Consider the following 16,148-nt stretch of genomic DNA (forward strand, 5'->3'; position numbering starts at 1 on the left):
AGGAAACTTGGGGGCGGCCCTGCGTTTCCTTGAGAGCCCTCAGCCGCCGCGCTGCCGCACAACCGAGAGGGCAAAGGCCCGCGCGTCGGGCAGGAACTCGAAGAAATCCGCCTCCAGCCCCGCGTAGGCGGCCAGCAGCTCCTCACCGGCACCGGCCAGCGGATTGGGCCGGCGCAGGCGTAACTCGGCCATCCGGTCGAGGGCCAGCGCCACCACGGCCACGTCCCGGTAGCTCGCCAGCCAGTCGTGGGCCCGCATCCGCTCGAACACCGGCCCGAAGGACGGCGGCAGCGGCTCCGGGTGCGCGGCGATCATCCGGTAGGTGTCGGCCGTGAAATCGCCCAGCGCCTGCTCGCTGAACTGCGCCCAGTGCCGCGCCAGGAAATGGTCGTAGAACATGTCGACCATGACACCCGCGACCCGCCGCCGCGCCGCGCTCACCCGCCCGCGGCTGCGCAGGAAGGCCGGATGGGTGTCGGCAAAGCTGTCGATGCGCCGGTGCAGCATCACCCCCGCCGCCAGCCCGGGGCCGAGGCCGGCAGGCAGCGGATCGAGGGGCCCCTTCACGAAATCGCCGATCACGCCGCCGATCCGGTCGGCCGGGTGATCGCCCGCCAGCAGGGCATGGGCCAGGTAGTTCATTGCGCCCGCCCCCCCTCAACAGGCCTGCCGCGCCACAGCAGCCCGACCAGCGCCAGCCCGGCCAGCCCGGCGCCGGCGAGGAAAGTCGCCCGGGCCCCGAAGGCATCCCACAGGGCGCCAGCCAGCACGCTCGCCACCAGCAGCGCCACTCCGCCCACCAGGTTGAAGACGCCGAAGGCCGTGCCGCGCAGCTCGGCCGGCGCCGCATCGGCCACCAGCGCCGCCAGCAGGCCCTGGGTCATGCCCATGTGCAGCCCCCACAGCACGACGCCAACGGCGAGCCCGGTCAGCCCATCAAACAGCGCGATGACCAGGTCGGCCGCCACCAGCACCGCAAAGCCGGCGGCCAGCAGCGCGCCGCGGGGCAGCCGGTCGGCGAGCCGGCCGACCGGGTAGGACGACAGGGAATACACCACGTTCATCAGCACCAGCACCGCCGGCACCCACATCAGGCCGAGGCCCAGCGCCTGGGCGCGCAGCACCAGGAAGGCCTCGCTGAAGCGGGCCAGCGTGAACACCGCCGCGATGCCCACCACCCACCAGTAGGCGGGCGGCAACCGGGCCAGCTCACGGCGCGACAGGGGCGAGCGGTGCCGGGCGGTGGCGGCGGGCAGCGGGTCATGCACCGCCAGCACGATCAACGCGAAGGCGCCGAAAGCCGGCAGCACGGCCACCCAGAAGACCAGCCGGAAGTCGTTGCCGGACAGCGCCATCAGCCCGATCGCCAGCAGCGGGCCGATGAAGGCGCCGGCCGTGTCCAGCGACTGGCGCAGCCCGAAGGCCGCCCCACGCAGCCCCGGCGGCGCCAGGTCGGCGATCAGGGCGTCCCGCGGCGCACCGCGGATGCCCTTGCCGATGCGGTCGATGAAGCGCGCGGCGACCACCCAGCCGAGCGTAGTCGCCAGCGGAAAGACCGGCTTGGTGCACGCTGCCAGCCCGTAGCCGATGGCCGCCAGCAGCTTGCGCCGGCCAAGCCAGTCGGACAGCGCACCCGAAAACACCTTGACGATGGCCGCCGTCGCCTCGGCGATGCCCTCGATGAGGCCCACCGCCAGCGTCGACGCGCCGAGCAGCACCAGATAGGCCGGCAAGAGGGCGTGGATCATCTCGGAGGAGATATCCATCAACATCGAGACGAAACCCAGGGCCCAGATGCCCCGCGGCAGGCCGGCCCGGCCAGCGGATGTGGCGGCGTGTTGGTTCATGGCGCTCCTTGGCGGTGCTTTGCGGCGGCGTTTTGCCGCGTCCCGGAGTATCCTTGCGGGCGGGCTGCAATGGTGGAAAATCACCCGCGCGCCTGCCAGTATTTAAGAACGACACCCCAGGAGCAGCAAGAAAATGACCGAAACCCAAGGTTTGCAGTGGACCGACGCCTTTCTGCTCGGTTACGAGCCGATGGACGACACCCACCGGGAGTTCGTCGAGATCGTCGACAAGCTGCTGACCTGCCCCGACGCCGAAATGGCCGGCCTGCTACAGGCCTTCATCACCCACGCCGAGGCGCATTTTGGCCTCGAAAACACCTGGATGGAGGAAACCGGCTTTCCACCGCGCGATTGCCACATCTCCGAACACAAGGCGGTGATGGAATCTGCCGTGCAGGTGGAAGACCTGGTGCGCTCTGGCGACTTCGCCACCGGGCGCGAGTTTGCTGCAGAGCTGGCCAACTGGTTCCCCGGCCACGCCGACTACCTCGATTCGGCGCTCGCCCAGTGGATGGCCAAGCGCAAGCTCGGCGGCGTGCCGGTGGTGTTGCGCCGCAACCTGCAGTTCGAGCGCTGAGGCGCCGGGCGTCGCGGCCATGGACGGCGCCACCGGCATCCTGCTGCGGGCCCTGGCCTTCGCCGCCGAACGCCACAGCGGGCAGCGCCGCAAGGACGCCGCCGCCTCGCCCTACATCAACCACCCGATCGCCCTGGCCGACGTGCTGGCCAACGAGGGCCGCGTGCTCGACGTGGTGGTGCTGAGCGCGGCGATGCTCCACGACACCATCGAAGACACCGCCACCACCGCTGGCGAGATCGAGGCACGCTTTGGCACCCGCATCGCCACCGTCGTCGTCGAGGTGAGCGACGATTGCAGCCTCGACAAGGCCACCCGCAAGCTGCGCCAGGTCGAGCACGCACCCCATCTCTCTCCCGAGGCCAAGCTGGTCAAGCTGGCCGACAAGATCTGCAACCTGCGCGACATCCTGGCCTCGCCGCCGGTGCATTGGCCGCTCCAGCGCCAGCAGGCGTATTTCGACTGGTCCGCCCAGGTGATCGCCGGCGTGCGTGGCGTTCACCCGCAGCTCGAGGCCGTCTTCGACACGCTCTACGCGCGCCGCCCTGGCCAGGGCTAGCCGTCCGTCGTGCGGTTCAGCCGGTTTCGTTTGAGTCGGTCAGGCGCTTAGGCCCGCCCCGCCCGCAACCAGCGCAGGAGCATCGCAAACAGCACGTCCGGGTCGACGGGCTTGGCGATGAAATCGTCCATCCCCGCCTCGATGCAGTTGGCCTTGTCGTCGGCGAAGGCATTGGCGGTCATCGCCACGATGGGAGTGTGCTGCTGGCCCGGCAGCTGCCGGATGCAGCGAGTCGCCTCGAGGCCGTCCATGCGCGGCATCTGCATGTCCATCAGGATCACGTCGTAGGTGTTGGCCCTGGCCTTTTCGACGGCCTCGACGCCATCCGCGGCGGTGTCCACCGACAGCGCCACATCCTCCAGCAGATCCACGGCGATCTCGCTGTTGATCTCGTTGTCCTCCACCACGAGCACCGACGCACCGGCGTAATCGCGCCGCAGGGCCTCCTCGGGGTTGGCGTCGTCCGCCGCCCCGGCCGCCGGGCGGGCAGATGGCTCGGTGGCCGGCGCGGCTTTCCGGAGCCGCACCGTGAGCCAGAAGGTGCTGCCGACGCCGGGCCGGCTTTCGGCCCCCGCCTGGCCGCCCATCAGCTCGGCGAGCCGGCGGGTGATCACCAGCCCCAGCCCGCTGCCCCCGTAGCGCCGGGTGGTGTCCATCCCGGCCTGCTCGAAACGCGAGAAAAGGCGCGGCAGGGTCTCCGGCGCGATCCCGATCCCGGTGTCCACCACCTCAAAGCGCAGCAGCACGCTGTCGGCGGTCTCCTCCTCGAGGGCGGCGCGCAGGGTCACGCTGCCGCTCGCGGTGAACTTGAGCGCGTTGCTCAGGTAGTTGAGCAAGGCCTGCTTGAGCCGCGTGGCGTCGCCGGCGAGGCTCGTCTGCATCAGCGAGTGGATCCCGGCAACATCGACCCGCAGGGCGAGGCCCTTGGCGCGAGCCTGGTTCTCGACCATCGAGACGACGCTGCCGAGCACCTCCGACACCCTCAGCGCGGACTCTTCGAGATGCAGCTTGTCGGCCTCGATCTTCGACATGTCGAGGATGTCGTTGATCATCGCCAGGAGGTGCTGGGAGGCCTCCTGCAGCCTGTGCAGGTTTTCGGCCTGGCGCGGCGAGAGCGGCTCGCGGCGCATCAGCTCGATGATGCCGGTGATGGCGTTCATCGGCGTGCGGATCTCGTGGCTCATGCTGGCCAGAAAGTCGGACTTGGCCAGGCTCGCCGCCTCGGCGGCATCGCGGCTGCGGAGCAGCGCGACCTGCGCCTCCTGGGCGCTCTTCTCGGCCTGCTGGCGGCGGTTGATCTCGCGGGTGAGCTGGACGGTGCGGTTGGCCAGCTTGTCGTACATCGTCATCACGGTGTCTATCATCGCCCGCGTCGCCCCGGACATCTGCTCGTCGGCGATCTGCTTGGCCTGCGCCAGGGTCGCGCCCTCGCGCAGGGCCAGCACGGCCTTGGCCATGCGCTTGTCCGACTCGATGATGTGCAGCGCCAGCCAGTGGGTCAGGAAGCTGACGATGTCCTCGATGACATCCTCGAGGGGCTTGACGCCCTCCTCGGCCCGCAGGCGCAGCACCTCGTCGATGAAGCCCGTATGGCTGTCGTGGTGCTGCAACGCCCACGCGTCGTCGCCGAAGGCCTCCTGCCAGATCTGCTCCTCGCTCGCGAAGTGATTCACCGCGTAGTCGCTCAACTCATCGAAGATGGCATTCAGGGTCGGCGCGTCAGCCTGCACGGTGAGATGGCTGACCAGCGTGTTGAGCAGGGTAACCAGCCGGCGATGCTGGGCATCCACCTCGGCGATCCCGGTCTCGAAGTTGCGGTTCCAGGGGAAGATCTCGATCGTGTTGAGCATGGTCTGTCGGTGTTCCTCGCCAGGCTGCCCGGCGCACCTCGAGTCGGTGCGCGGCGCAGGCCGGCTGCGATGCATCACTTCATCACTTGAGCGCCACGAAGCGCCCGTCACGAATTTCGGTAAAGAAGACCTTGCGCTGGGTGTCGCCCGTGGCGTCGAAGCTGATCTGCTGCTGCAGGCCCTGATAGGGGCCGTATTTCAGCACGGCCGCCTTGACCGTCTCGCCCTCGGCGCGCTTTTCGAGCGCGGCGAAGAGCACCAGCGCCGCGTCGTACGCCGAGACCGAACTGTAACCGGGATTCTTCTGGAAACGCCTGAAGTAGGCTTCCCTGAACTCCCGAAAGCGGGCCGAGTCGTCGTTGCGGTCGTAGTTCAGGACGATGTTCAGGCCCTCGACCACCTTGCCGCCCAGCTCGATCAGTTGCTCGGACGCAGCCCACTCGGAGGCGCCGATGGGCAGCGACGGGGCCAGCCGGCGTGAATGCTGGGCGAGCCGCGCCACGTCGATGGCGCCGGAGATGTAGAACAGCCCATCCGGCCGGCTCTTCAGCATCGCTTCCACCACCGCGCCAAAATCCACGTCGGGGCTGGATTCATAGGGCACCTCCGCGCTCACCGTGCCGCCGATGGCGGTGAAGGCGCGACGGAACTCCTCGAGCCACGACTCGGTGAAGTTGCGGTTGCGCACATCGTAAGCGACGGCAATCCGGTGCTGGCCCCGGTCGTACAGCACCCGCGCGTAGTCGCCGGCGTTGTCGCGGGTGCTGCGGTTGATGCGGACGAGGTTGTCATCCTTGCCGTAGAAGGCCATCGAGGTGAGGGTCGGGCTGATGGCGAGGGTCTGGCTCTGGGCCAGCACCGGCACCACCGCCGCCGCAACACCGCTGGTGAAGGGCCCGATCACCGCATCCACCTTGGCCGCCGCCAGCTCCCGGGCCGACTTCTCGGCCGTCGCGGGGTTCTGGGCGTCGTCGCGGGAGATCAGCTCGACCTGCCGGCCACGGATGCCGCCCGCGCGGTTGATCTGCTCGACGGCCAGCACGACACCGTTGTTTCCCGCCTGCCCCACGTCGGAGTTCCGGTCGGACAAGCCACCGATGAACCCGACCCGCAGGGGCTCCGCCGGCCCACAGCCGAGGAGCAAGGCACAGCTCGCCAACGCCACCACACTTCGTCTGCCAAACATGACTCACTCACCCTCCGCCCTGCCTGCGGCCGGACATTGCAAGCACACCGCGCGTCGACGCGATGCTGGATAACCAACGGGAAGCTACAACGGCAGCCGAAGCCATGAACTTGAGCCCCGCTCCCGATCCAGGCGCGCCCGGCGCCGGAGCAGACTCAAGACCGGGCCGACCCTGCCGTAAAACAAAATCGACACTGGCGTAGTTCTCTCCAAGCTCCCGGCACACGCTGCCCACCTTACAGGCCCTATGTTTCTCCGCTCCCGGCGCAACGCGCTGCCGATCACTTGGCGTTCGTCACTGCACCTGCGACTGATGGCCCTGGGCTTGACGCCGCTGCTGGTGGCGTTCCCGCTGATCATGGGCATCCTGGTGTTCATCGGTGGCGAACGCATCGACGCCATGCTGCAGGACCGGACCCGCGCCAACCTGGCCAGCGCCCAGAACTACCTGGCCCATGTCCGCATCCAGGCGCTGCAGCACATCGAGGAAACCGCCCACTCCGAGCGCATCACCCAGCAACTCGCCACCCACGGGGACAAGGCCTCCCGGGAAGCCAACCCCCACCTCGACCAGATCCTCACCGCCCGCGCCGACGCCGCCCGCCTCGACTACCTGATCATCGCCACCCCGGACGGGCGGGTCATCGCCTCGAGCACCGGTCTCGCCCCGGGCAGCCGGCTGCCTTCCAGCTTCACGCTGCGGCAGGCCGCCACCGGCGTCGCCACGGTGGGTTACGAACGCCTCGACTCGGCCGCCCTGCTGGCCCGCTCTCCCGCGCTGCCCGCCCAGGCGCGGCTCGAGACGCAGGCCGGCGACGCGGCGCAACCGCCCGTGACCGAGACCCGCGGGCTGGTCATCAGCGCAGCCACCCACTTCCCGCTGACCAACACCCACCCGGACGCCTTGCTCATCGGCGGCATCCTGCTCAACAACAACCTGCCGACCATCGACCGCATCCGCGACGTGGTCTTCCCCGTCAAGCTGCAGCTCGGCCAGAGCGTGGGCTTCACCAGCATCTTCCTCGACGACCTGCGGATCGCCACCACCGCAACGAACCCCGCCGGACAACGCGCCACCGGCACCCACGCCCCCGCCGGGATCGGCGCCCAGGTGCTGGCCAGCGGCGGCTCCTGGACCGGACGCACCGAATTCCTCGGCGAATGGCAGATCTCCGGCTACGAGGCCCTCCTCGACGGCGCGGGCCAGCCGATCGGGATGGTCGGCGTGAGCTTCCCGGAGGCCGACTTCACCCGCCAGAAATGGCTGCTAACCGGCAGCGTGGGCGCCCTGCTGGCCCTCAGCATGCTGGCCCTGTCCCTGTCCTTCCTGCATGGCGCCCGGCACATCACCCGCCGGCTGGCCCGCATCTCCGACACCATGACGGCGATCCACCATGGGGATGACCGGGCCCGCGTCCCGCAGGACGACGAGAGCGACGAGATCGCCCGCCTGGCCCACCACTTCAACGAGCTCCTCGACGCCCTCGCCACCCAGAACCGCGCCCGCCTGGCCGCCCAGAAGGAAGTGGCCGAAGAGGCCTCGCGGCGGCGTGCGCTGTTCTCGATGGACCGGGACGGCATCGTCGTGCTCAACCCCGACTGCAGCGTCTTCGAGGCCAACCCCCGCTTCGCCGAGATGCTCGGCTACACACCCGAAGAGATCACCCACATGCACATCTGGGACTGGGAACGCAACTTCACGCCCACCCAGCTGCAGAAGATGGCGAGCTCCGTCAGCCCCGAGGGCGAGATCTTCGAGACCACCCAGCGCCGCCGGGATGGCACCACCTACCCGGCGGAGGTCCTCTCCAGCCGCGTCGAATGGGGCGGCCAGACCTACATCATGTGCTCTGTGCGCGACATCACCGAGCGCAAGCAGCTCTCCGAAGAACTCGAGAGGCACCGTCACCACCTCACCGAGCTGGTGGACCAGCGCACCCGCGAGCTGGCCGCCGCCCGCGACGAGGCCGAGAGCGCCAACCGCGCCAAGAGCACCTTCCTGGCCACCATGAGCCACGAGATCCGCACCCCGATGAACGCCATCATCGGCCTGGCGCACCTGCTCGAACGGGAAGTCACCACCCCCCGCCAGCGCGAACGGATCGACAAGATCACCACCGCGGCGCGCCACCTGCTGCGCATCATCAACGACATTCTCGACCTCTCGAAGATCGAGGCGGACAAGACCGCCCTCGAGCTCATCGACTTCCCGCTTGCCGCCACCTGCGAGCGGGCCGTCAGCCTGGTGCGCGACACGGCCGCCCAGAACGGCCTGGCGCTCACCACCGAGATCGACCCGCGGCTGCCGCCCACGCTGCGCGGCGACCCGGGGCGCATCGAGCAGATCCTGGTCAACTTCCTGTCGAACGCGGTCAAGTTCTCAAACCACGGCACGATCACCCTCCGTGCCCTGCGTCTCGACGACCCCGCCGCCGGCAACGACGAGCCTGTCCGGCTGCGCCTCGAGGTCGAGGACTGCGGCATCGGCCTCAGCCCGGCCCAGCAGGAAAAGCTCTTCAAACCCTTCGAACAGGCCGACAACTCGACGACCCGCAAATATGGCGGCACCGGCCTGGGCCTCGCCATCAGCCGCGGGCTGGTCGAGCTGATGGGTGGGCAGATCGGCGCCGACAGCCTGCTCGGCCAGGGCAGCCGCTTCTGGGCCGTGCTGCCCCTGGCCCCCGGCCGGGCGCCGGACGAACGGTGCGCCCTCCTCCCTCCCTCGCCCCAGGCCGTGCCAGACACCGACGCGCTGCGCGCCAGCCATGCCGGGCGCCATGTGCTGCTGGCCGAGGACAACCCCCTCAACCAGGAGATCGCCAGAGAGCTGCTGGAAAGCGTCGGCCTCAAGGTGAGCATCGCCCAGAACGGCCGTGAGGCCGTCGAGATGGCCGGGCAGGCCCACTACGACCTGATACTGATGGATCTCAGCATGCCCGTGATGGGCGGCCTTGAAGCCGCCACCGCCATCCGCGCCCTGCCCGCTTATTCCACCTGTCCCATCCTGGCGCTCACCGCCAACGCCTTCGCCGAAGATCGCCAACGCTGCCTCGAGGCCGGCATGAACGACCACCTCGCCAAGCCCGTCACGCCGACCACCCTTTACCAGGCGCTGGCCCGCTGGATGCCCGCGCAGGGCGCCCCGACGCCCCGCGCCGAGACACCTGCCGACACGCCCCGACCCACCCCGGCCCTGCGGCACTTCGTTGCCGAGCTAGGCAAGCTTCTCGACGAGAACGACGTCCGCGCCGGCCCGCTGTGGCGCGAACAGGGGCACCAGCTGGAAGCACTCGCCGGCCCCGACGCAGGCCAGATCAGCCAGGCCATCGAGCTCTTCGAGTTCGAAGAAGCCGCCGCCCTCCTTTCCGGCATCGTCGCCACCCACCCGGAGCTGGGCGAGCAGGACGAGGCGGCCCCGCCCGGCGCCTGACGCTCCCCGAGGCCACGGCACCAAGCGCTTTACCGGCTCTCAACGGGGCGCACGGGAGACGGCGCGGGGGAAGAACGTGATGGAGACAGCCGCCGAGGTCCACTGGCCGGCAACAACATGCAGCCAGGCAGGTGGCGTGTCGGCACTTCGGGAGCCGATGCGGCGTCGGGCGTACCACCTGCCGCAGGGCGCGCCGGCGCCCTCTCAAGGAAACGCAGGGCCGCCCCAAGTTTCCGTGCCCCCACGGGGGGCGGGCTGGGCGGAGCCCGGCCCTGGGGGCGCTAAATAAGCCCCAGACACCTTCAGCCCTTCGGCCCTTCAAGCCCCTCAGCTCCCTAACCCCAGGCTCTCCATCGCCTCCTGCAGAACCTCCAGGGCTTGCTCGAAGTTGAAGCTTCGCGCCGCCTCGGCAATCAGCGGGAAGCGGTGGCCCAGCCCCGCCCGCAGGAGCGCTTCATGGGTTTCGAGGAGGGGGCCGCTGGCAAAGTCATCCGCCGCCAGGGCCTGGGCGAGCCGCGCGCAGACGGCCTTCAGTTCGGCCACATCGACGCAGGCCTGCGTCGGCGCGGCGGGTGTCGGGGCTGGCAGTGCCGCCTCGAGGGCGGCCAAGAGAGCCGTGAGCCGGCGGGTCACGTCGGCCTGCAGGGGCACCAGGACGACGGCCTCCGCGCGGATTCGCACGGCGCTCTCCAGTTGCTCGGCGAGCTCACCCAGGGTGTGGGCGCCGATCTGCGCAGCGAGCCCCTTGAGGGTGTGGGCGAAGCGTTCGGCGGAGACCAGATCGGATTCGGCGAGGGCGGTGGCGAAATGCGCGGAAAAATCCCGCTGGCCGGCAACGAAGCGGGCCAGCAGCGCGAGATAAAGGGATTCCTTGCCCAGCGCGTTGCGCACGCCGTCCCGCACGTTCAGATCGGGCACGTCCGCCAGCGGGGCAAGATCGGCCGGCACTTCGCCGCCCCCGGCAGGTGCCGGAGCGGGCTGCACCACATGGGCCACCGGCTCGGTCTTCGGGGTGAGCCAGCGGCGCAGGCAGGCCCACAGCCGGGCGGGCTCGATGGGCTTGCTCACGTGGTCCTGCATGCCGGCGGCGAGGCAGCGCTCCCGGTCACCGGCCATGGCGTTGGCGGTCATCGCCACGATGGGCAGCCCGCCCCGCCCGGGCAGGCGGCGGATCTCGCGGGTGGCGGTGAGGCCGTCCATCACCGGCATCTGCAGGTCCATCAGCACGATGTCGTAGGGCTGGATGCGCACCCGGTCGACGGCCACGGCGCCGTTTTCCGCCACATCGACCCGCATCCCGGCCTGGCGCAGGAGCTCCAGCGCCACCTGCTGATTGAGGTCGTTGTCCTCGACGAGGAGCACCCGCGAGCCGGCCAGCCGGGACAGCTCCAGCCCCGGGGGTGCCACCAGCGCCGGCATCACCTCGCCGGCGGGCGCGTGGCCGAGCAGGCGCACCACGGTGTCGAAGAGCAGCGACGCGGTGACGGGCTTGATAAGCACGTCCTGGATGCCGATGCTGCGCGCCGCAGCGAGCAGCTCGTCACGCCCGTGGGCGCTCACCATCACGATGTGCGGCGGCTCTGCGAGCGGCAGAGCGCGGATCTCCCGGGCGGTGGAGATGCCATCCTTGCAAGGCATCTGCCAGTCGAGCAGCACCAGCGCGTAGGGCCTGCCGGCAGCCTCGGCGCTGCGGACTTCGTCGAGCGCGGCGGCGCCGGATTCAAGCGCCATCACCTCGAACCCCATCCGCCGCAGCATCTCGCCGAGCACCTCGCGGGCGTGGGCGTTGTCGTCCACCACCAGAATCGGGCGCCCGACGAGCTCGGCGTGGGGGACGAAGCGCGAGGGCTGGGCCGGGCCGTAGCCCAGCCGCGCGGTGAACCAGAAGGTCGAGCCGACCCCGGGGGTGCTGTTCAGCCCCACCTCGCCCTCCATCAGCGCGGCCAGCCGCCGCGAGATCACCAGCCCCAGGCCGCTGCCGCCGTAGTGGCGGGTGGTCGAGCTGTCGGCCTGCTCGAAGCTGCTGAACAGCCGGGCCTGCACGTCGTGGTCGATACCGATGCCAGTGTCGCGCACCTCGAAATACAGCTCGACCTGCCCGTCCCCGGCCTCACGCCGGCGGACGCGGATGGCCACTTCGCCGCGCTCGGTGAACTTCACCGCGTTGTTGGCGTAGTTGATCAGCACCTGGCCGAGGCGCAGCGGGTCGCCCACCAGCTCGTTGGGCACGTCGTCGGCCACGTCCACGATCAGTTCGAGGCCCTTGGCGGCGGTTTTCTCGGCCAGCAGGGCGGTGACGTTGACGATCATCCGCTCCAGCGAGAAGGGGATGTGCTCGACCACCAGCTTGCCGGCCTCGATGCGGGACAGGTCGAGGATGTCGTTGATGATGCCCAGCAGATGCTGGCCGGCGCCCTGGATCTTCTCGAGGTAGTCGCGCTGCCGCGCGGTCAGGTCGGTGCGCAGGGCCAGGTAGGCCATGCCGACGATGGCGTTCATCGGGGTGCGGATTTCGTGGCTCATGTTGGCCAGGAAGTCAGACTTCATGCGGGCGCCGTCCTCGGCCATCGCCCGCGCCCGCTGGGCCTCCTCGAGCATCTCCCGCTCCCGGGTGATGTCCTCGATGATGCCCACCAGGCCCCGCTCCGGGTGGGCCAGATCGAGCGCCCGCCCGGACATCCGCACCCACACTGGGCTGCCGTCCTTGCGCCGGACCTGCGCCTCGCGCTGGTGGTTCTCACCCTGCCAGATCTTGCGATAGACCTCCTCGCCGATCCTCGCCCACTCCTCGTCGCTGGCATACCAGATGCGCGTCGGCTGCCCGATCTGCTCACCGGGCGCGTAGCCGAAGATCTCGTCCATCCGCCGGTTGCAGTGCACGATGTGGCGATCGCGCATGAGCACGATGCCGGAGCTGGCGGCTTCGACGATGGCGCGGAACTCGGCCGCGGTGTCGTCCAGTTCGCGGATGCGCCCGGCCGTTTCGGCGTCCAGCCGGAGGCGGGCCTCCTCGCCCGCCGCGCGGAGCCCTTCGAGTTCGGCGCGGGCCGCCTGCAGCGCCTGCGTGCGCGCCGCCACGCGTCGGCGCAGCACGAGGCTCCAGACCAGCAGCCCGGCAGCCAGCAGCGCCAGCCCCACCAGGCCGTAGCCTGCCCCGCCCGGCAACAGGGCGACCGCCGTGTGCTCGGCGGCGGCCGGGGCGGGCCCTGGCACGACGCCCACAAGCCCGGCAATCGAAAAGGGTGACAACGACCGCCTCATGGGGACGCTCCCTGAACAGTCAGCGCCCGGCCACGGCGCGGTTATCTACGCAGCCTCACCACCGGCGGGTTCAGGGTCGGCGAGGCGCGCGGCGATGTCGGCGAACTCGTCACGCCGGGCCATGAAGGCATCGACCACGGCCGGGTCGAAATGGCTGCCGCGCCCCTCGCAGATGATGCGGGTCGTCTCCTCGAGGCTGAAGGCGGGCTTGTATACCCGCCGCGTCATCAGCGCATCGAAGACGTCGGCCAGCGCCATCAGGCGCGCGGAAACAGGGATGGCCTCGCCGGCCAGCCGGGCCGGGTAGCCACTGCCGTCCCATTTTTCGTGATGGCCCAGCGAAATCTCGCGGGCGATCTCCAGGAAGCTGAAGGCGCCACTGGCCTGCGCCGCGACGCCCGCCGCCGCCCCGGAGAGCGACTGCTCCATGGCCTTGGTGATGGCGTCCGCACCGATCACCGGGTGGGCCTTCATGATGGCGAACTCTTCCGGGGTCAGGCGCCCGGGCTTGAGCAGGATGCTGTCGGGCACGCCGACCTTGCCGATGTCGTGGAGCGGCGCGGCTTTCACCACCATCTGCAGGCGCCCGTTGTCGAAGGCCGGCCGGAAGGCTTCGTTGCCCTGCAGGTGCTGGGCCAGGAGCTCGACGTAGGTCTGGGTGCGCACGATGTGCAGGCCCGTCTCGTTGTCGCGGGCCTCGCTCAGACAGGCCAGCGCGCGCACGCTGAGCTCCTGGATCAGCAGGTTCTCGCTCATCCGGCGGGCCACCTCCCGTTCGAGCCACTCGTTCTCGAGGGCCAGGCGGTCGCGGGCGTGCTTGAGCTCCAGGTGGGTACGCACCCGGGCCAGCACGACGGCCGGGTTGATCGGCTTGGTGATGTAATCCACCGCGCCCAGCTCGAGGCCCCGCTCTTCGTTCTCGACGCCGTTCATGGCGGTCACGAAGATCACCGGCACATGGGCGGTACGCGGCTCGGCCCGCAGGTGCTCGAGCACCGCGTAGCCGTCCATCCCGGGCATCATCACATCGAGCAGGATGAGATCGGGCGGCGGCTCGAGGCCGGCGGCCCGCAGCGCCCGCTCGCCCGAGTTCGCGGCCCGGACCCGGTAGTAGGGCTGCAGCAGCTCACCGAGGATGGTGAGGTTCTGCGGCGTATCGTCGACGATCAACACGGTTTGCCGGGCCGGCGCATCCGATGACCTCGCGTGACTTGGAATGGGGTTCATTACCTACCTTTGTTAGCGGATGAAGCCGATGTCCGCACACTCGGACGCGGCGCGGCAATGCGGCACGCCCCCGATGATCGGCCCACCCGAGACGCCCATGACGCCCCGTGATTATCCTGGAAACCACCGCCGGATGCCGGCCCGCGCGCCCGAACCGCCGCCCCCCGCTACCGCACTGGTGCGCGGCCCTGCGGGCCTCTCGCTTTCACTGCATTACGCTACTTATCGACAAGCTGCGCGCAGGCTTTACCCGGGCCGTGCAGATTGCCCGCCGTGCGACCATTCACGCAGCCGCCGTGGAACCAATCAGCCCCTTAGCACTCACAGGCTGGGAGTGCTAATATTGGCTTAAGGAGGTTTAGCTATATGTCCCATGCCTTGACGTTTCCTGTTCCGTCCGCGGTCGGCAGCCTGGATCAATACATCCAGAGCGTGAATCGCATCCCCCTGCTGACCGAGAAGGAAGAATCCGATCTCGCCCGCAGCCTGAGGGACGAGGGCGATGTGGAAGCGGCGCGCAAGCTCGTGCTGTCCCATCTGCGGGTGGTGGTGGCCATTGCACGTGGATACCTGGGTTACGGGCTCCCCCACTCCGACCTCATCCAGGAAGGCAACGTAGGCCTGATGAAGGCCGTCAAGCGTTTCGACCCCGACCGGGGCGTGCGCTTGGTGTCGTTCGCGATCCACTGGATCAAGGCCGAGATCCACGAGTACATCGTCAAGAACTGGCGGCTGGTCAAGATCGCCACCACCAAGGCCCAGCGCAAGCTTTTCTTCAATCTGCGCAGCATGCGGCGCAGCAGCAACACGCTGCAGGGCGATGAGGTCATCGCCATGGCGGAGCACCTCGGCGTCAAACCCGAAGAAGTCCGCGAGATGGAAACCCGCCTGTCGGGCGGCGACGTGGCCCTCGAAGCCGGCCCGGACGACGACGAGGAGCGCTTCGCCCCCATCGCCTACCTGGCCGACCCCCACGCCGAGCCGTCCGAGGTGATCGCCCAGCGCCAGTACGCGCACCTGCAGGACGAAGGCCTGCACACCGCGCTGGCCAAGCTCGACGACCGCAGCCGCACCATCGTCCAGCGCCGCTGGCTGGCCGACGGCGAAGCCGCCACGCTGCACGAGCTGGCCGCCGAATACGGCGTGTCGGCCGAACGCATCCGCCAGATCGAAGCCAAGGCGATGCAGAAGATGCGCAGCCAGCTCGCCGAACTGGCCTGATCGGTACCAGCACGACACAAAGGGGGAGCCTTCGCGGGCTGCCCCTTTTTTATGCCTCCAGGCCTACTGCCCGGCGATCAGCTTGCGGATGTCGGCGGCGATCAGATCGGGCTTCTCCCCGTGCTTCACATACAGCCGCAGCCGCCCCTGGGGGTCGAACACGTAGGTGCCGGTGGAATGATCCACCGTGTACGCCGTGCCCTTAACGTCGCCCTGCTTCTGGTAGAAGACCTTGAAATCCTTGGCCACCGCCTGGGTCGTGGGCAGGTCGGCATGGAGCCCGATGAAGCGCGGATCGAAGGCCGGCACATATTCTGCCAGCAGGGCCTGGGTATCGCGCTCCGGGTCGATGGTCATGAACAGCACCTGCACCTTGTCGGCATCCGGGCCGAGCTGCTTCATGACCTCGACCATGTTGAGCAGGTTGGTCGGGCACACGTCGGGGCACTGCACGTAGCCAAAAAACAGCGTGACGACCTTGCCCCGATAGTCGGCCAGGCTGCGTGCCGCGCCGGTGTGGTCGGTGAGGCGGAAATCCTTGCCGTAGCTCGCGCCGGTGATGTCGGTATTGACGAAGCTGGCCCCGCTCCCGCCGCCGGGAGAGCAGGCTGCCAGCAAGCTGATCAGCACCGGAGCAAGGATGCTGCGTCGCAGCATTGAAATCATTGAAAACCCCTTTTATTTTCAAGCGCTTAAAAGCACATTCAGTGCAGTGCAAAACCTGCCGCCGATGCTACACTGAAGCCACAATTTGATCTGCGTCAAATAGTCGCAGGCAGGGCCTGGAGGAGACGCCATGGCTAGCACCGCAATGAAGACGGTGGAAGGGCATCAAGGGGCAACACGCCCAGACTGCACACCAGCGCCCGGCGCCAACCGGGCGCTGGCATGTGCGGCGCTGGCCGCGGGCTTTGCGCTGGCACTTGCCTGGCTGGCGCAGTCCTCCGCCGGCCCTGGATTTGCTCTTCTTTTTCTCGCCCCTCTTTTCCT

General features: G+C 68.9%; 11 protein-coding genes. 4 read left to right on the top strand and 7 right to left on the bottom strand.

Translation table 11 applies throughout. The features are described 5' to 3' along the window. Nucleotides 1-39: 39 nt before the first annotated feature. Together ZRA01_RS10380 and ZRA01_RS10385 are read right to left on the bottom strand one after the other, a co-directional pair. Nucleotides 40-642 carry an acyl carrier protein phosphodiesterase gene (locus ZRA01_RS10380; protein ID WP_141351869.1) on the bottom strand — a complete coding sequence of 201 codons (603 nt, stop codon included), beginning with the start codon at nucleotides 640-642 and terminating at the stop codon, nucleotides 40-42. Then, nucleotides 639-1,847: an MFS transporter gene (locus tag ZRA01_RS10385; RefSeq protein WP_141351871.1), complete on the bottom strand. Its 1,209-nt coding sequence runs from the start codon at nucleotides 1,845-1,847 to the stop codon at nucleotides 639-641. The genes ZRA01_RS10380 and ZRA01_RS10385 overlap by 4 nt, the downstream gene beginning before the upstream one ends. A 133-nt stretch (nucleotides 1,848-1,980) precedes the next feature. Between ZRA01_RS10385 and ZRA01_RS10390 the strand changes: the two genes are divergently transcribed. Continuing rightward, entirely contained in the window at nucleotides 1,981-2,424 is a 444-nt protein-coding gene (locus ZRA01_RS10390; protein WP_141351873.1) for a hemerythrin domain-containing protein, read from the top strand. A gap of 19 nt (nucleotides 2,425-2,443) precedes the next feature. Continuing rightward, a complete protein-coding gene (locus ZRA01_RS10395; protein WP_141351875.1) occupies nucleotides 2,444-2,983 on the top strand; it encodes an HD domain-containing protein in 540 nt (179 codons plus the stop codon). A gap of 47 nt (nucleotides 2,984-3,030) precedes the next feature. On the opposite strand, the gene ZRA01_RS10400 is transcribed toward ZRA01_RS10395, so the two are convergent. Beyond that, nucleotides 3,031-4,833: a bacteriohemerythrin gene (locus ZRA01_RS10400; RefSeq protein ID WP_141351877.1), complete on the bottom strand. Its 1,803-nt coding sequence runs from the start codon at nucleotides 4,831-4,833 to the stop codon at nucleotides 3,031-3,033. Between the two features lie 82 nt (nucleotides 4,834-4,915). After that, nucleotides 4,916-6,019, bottom strand: coding sequence for an ABC transporter substrate-binding protein (locus ZRA01_RS10405; RefSeq protein WP_141351879.1), 1,104 nt, complete (start codon nucleotides 6,017-6,019; stop codon nucleotides 4,916-4,918). A gap of 247 nt (nucleotides 6,020-6,266) precedes the next feature. Here ZRA01_RS10405 and ZRA01_RS10410 point away from each other — a divergent pair, with 247 nt between their 5' ends. Beyond that, nucleotides 6,267-9,449, top strand: a complete 3,183-nt coding sequence (locus ZRA01_RS10410; protein WP_141351881.1) for a response regulator — start codon at nucleotides 6,267-6,269, stop codon at nucleotides 9,447-9,449. Nucleotides 9,450-9,776: 327 nt separating this feature from the next. On the opposite strand, the gene ZRA01_RS10415 is transcribed toward ZRA01_RS10410, so the two are convergent. Further along, nucleotides 9,777-12,710 carry a PAS domain-containing hybrid sensor histidine kinase/response regulator gene (locus tag ZRA01_RS10415; RefSeq protein ID WP_141351883.1) on the bottom strand — a complete coding sequence of 978 codons (2,934 nt, stop codon included), beginning with the start codon at nucleotides 12,708-12,710 and terminating at the stop codon, nucleotides 9,777-9,779. Nucleotides 12,711-12,755: 45 nt separating this feature from the next. Next, nucleotides 12,756-13,937 (bottom strand): response regulator, encoded by a 1,182-nt coding sequence (locus ZRA01_RS10420; RefSeq protein WP_141351884.1) that lies wholly within the window; start codon nucleotides 13,935-13,937, stop codon nucleotides 12,756-12,758. A 366-nt stretch (nucleotides 13,938-14,303) separates the two neighbouring features. On the opposite strand from ZRA01_RS10420, the gene rpoH reads away from it, so the two are divergent. Then, entirely contained in the window at nucleotides 14,304-15,158 is an 855-nt protein-coding gene (gene rpoH / locus ZRA01_RS10425) for an RNA polymerase sigma factor RpoH (RefSeq protein ID WP_141351886.1), read from the top strand. 63 nt (nucleotides 15,159-15,221) lie between these two features. Here rpoH and ZRA01_RS10430 read toward each other — a convergent pair whose 3' ends face one another. Next, complete coding sequence (locus tag ZRA01_RS10430; protein ID WP_141351888.1) at nucleotides 15,222-15,815, bottom strand: SCO family protein; 594 nt, start codon at nucleotides 15,813-15,815, stop codon at nucleotides 15,222-15,224. Nucleotides 15,816-16,148 lie beyond the last annotated feature (333 nt).

The organism is Zoogloea ramigera (assembly GCF_006539865.1).
GTDB lineage: Bacteria > Pseudomonadota > Gammaproteobacteria > Burkholderiales > Rhodocyclaceae > Zoogloea > Zoogloea ramigera.

Bases quoted from the DNA above. Each gene is read 5' to 3' on its own strand.
- ZRA01_RS10400 (WP_141351877.1), bottom strand. From the start codon at position 4,833: ATGCTCAACACGATCGAGATCTTCCCCTGGAACCGCAACTTCGAGACC.
- ZRA01_RS10410 (WP_141351881.1), top strand. From the start codon at position 6,267: ATGTTTCTCCGCTCCCGGCGCAACGCGCTGCCGATCACTTGGCGTTCG.
- ZRA01_RS10415 (WP_141351883.1), bottom strand. From the start codon at position 12,710: ATGAGGCGGTCGTTGTCACCCTTTTCGATTGCCGGGCTTGTGGGCGTC.
- ZRA01_RS10385 (WP_141351871.1), bottom strand. From the start codon at position 1,847: ATGAACCAACACGCCGCCACATCCGCTGGCCGGGCCGGCCTGCCGCGG.
- ZRA01_RS10380 (WP_141351869.1), bottom strand. From the start codon at position 642: ATGAACTACCTGGCCCATGCCCTGCTGGCGGGCGATCACCCGGCCGAC.
- ZRA01_RS10395 (WP_141351875.1), top strand. From the start codon at position 2,444: ATGGACGGCGCCACCGGCATCCTGCTGCGGGCCCTGGCCTTCGCCGCC.
- ZRA01_RS10420 (WP_141351884.1), bottom strand. From the start codon at position 13,937: ATGAACCCCATTCCAAGTCACGCGAGGTCATCGGATGCGCCGGCCCGG.
- ZRA01_RS10390 (WP_141351873.1), top strand. From the start codon at position 1,981: ATGACCGAAACCCAAGGTTTGCAGTGGACCGACGCCTTTCTGCTCGGT.
- rpoH (WP_141351886.1), top strand. From the start codon at position 14,304: ATGTCCCATGCCTTGACGTTTCCTGTTCCGTCCGCGGTCGGCAGCCTG.
- ZRA01_RS10405 (WP_141351879.1), bottom strand. From the start codon at position 6,019: ATGTTTGGCAGACGAAGTGTGGTGGCGTTGGCGAGCTGTGCCTTGCTC.
- ZRA01_RS10430 (WP_141351888.1), bottom strand. From the start codon at position 15,815: ATGCTGCGACGCAGCATCCTTGCTCCGGTGCTGATCAGCTTGCTGGCA.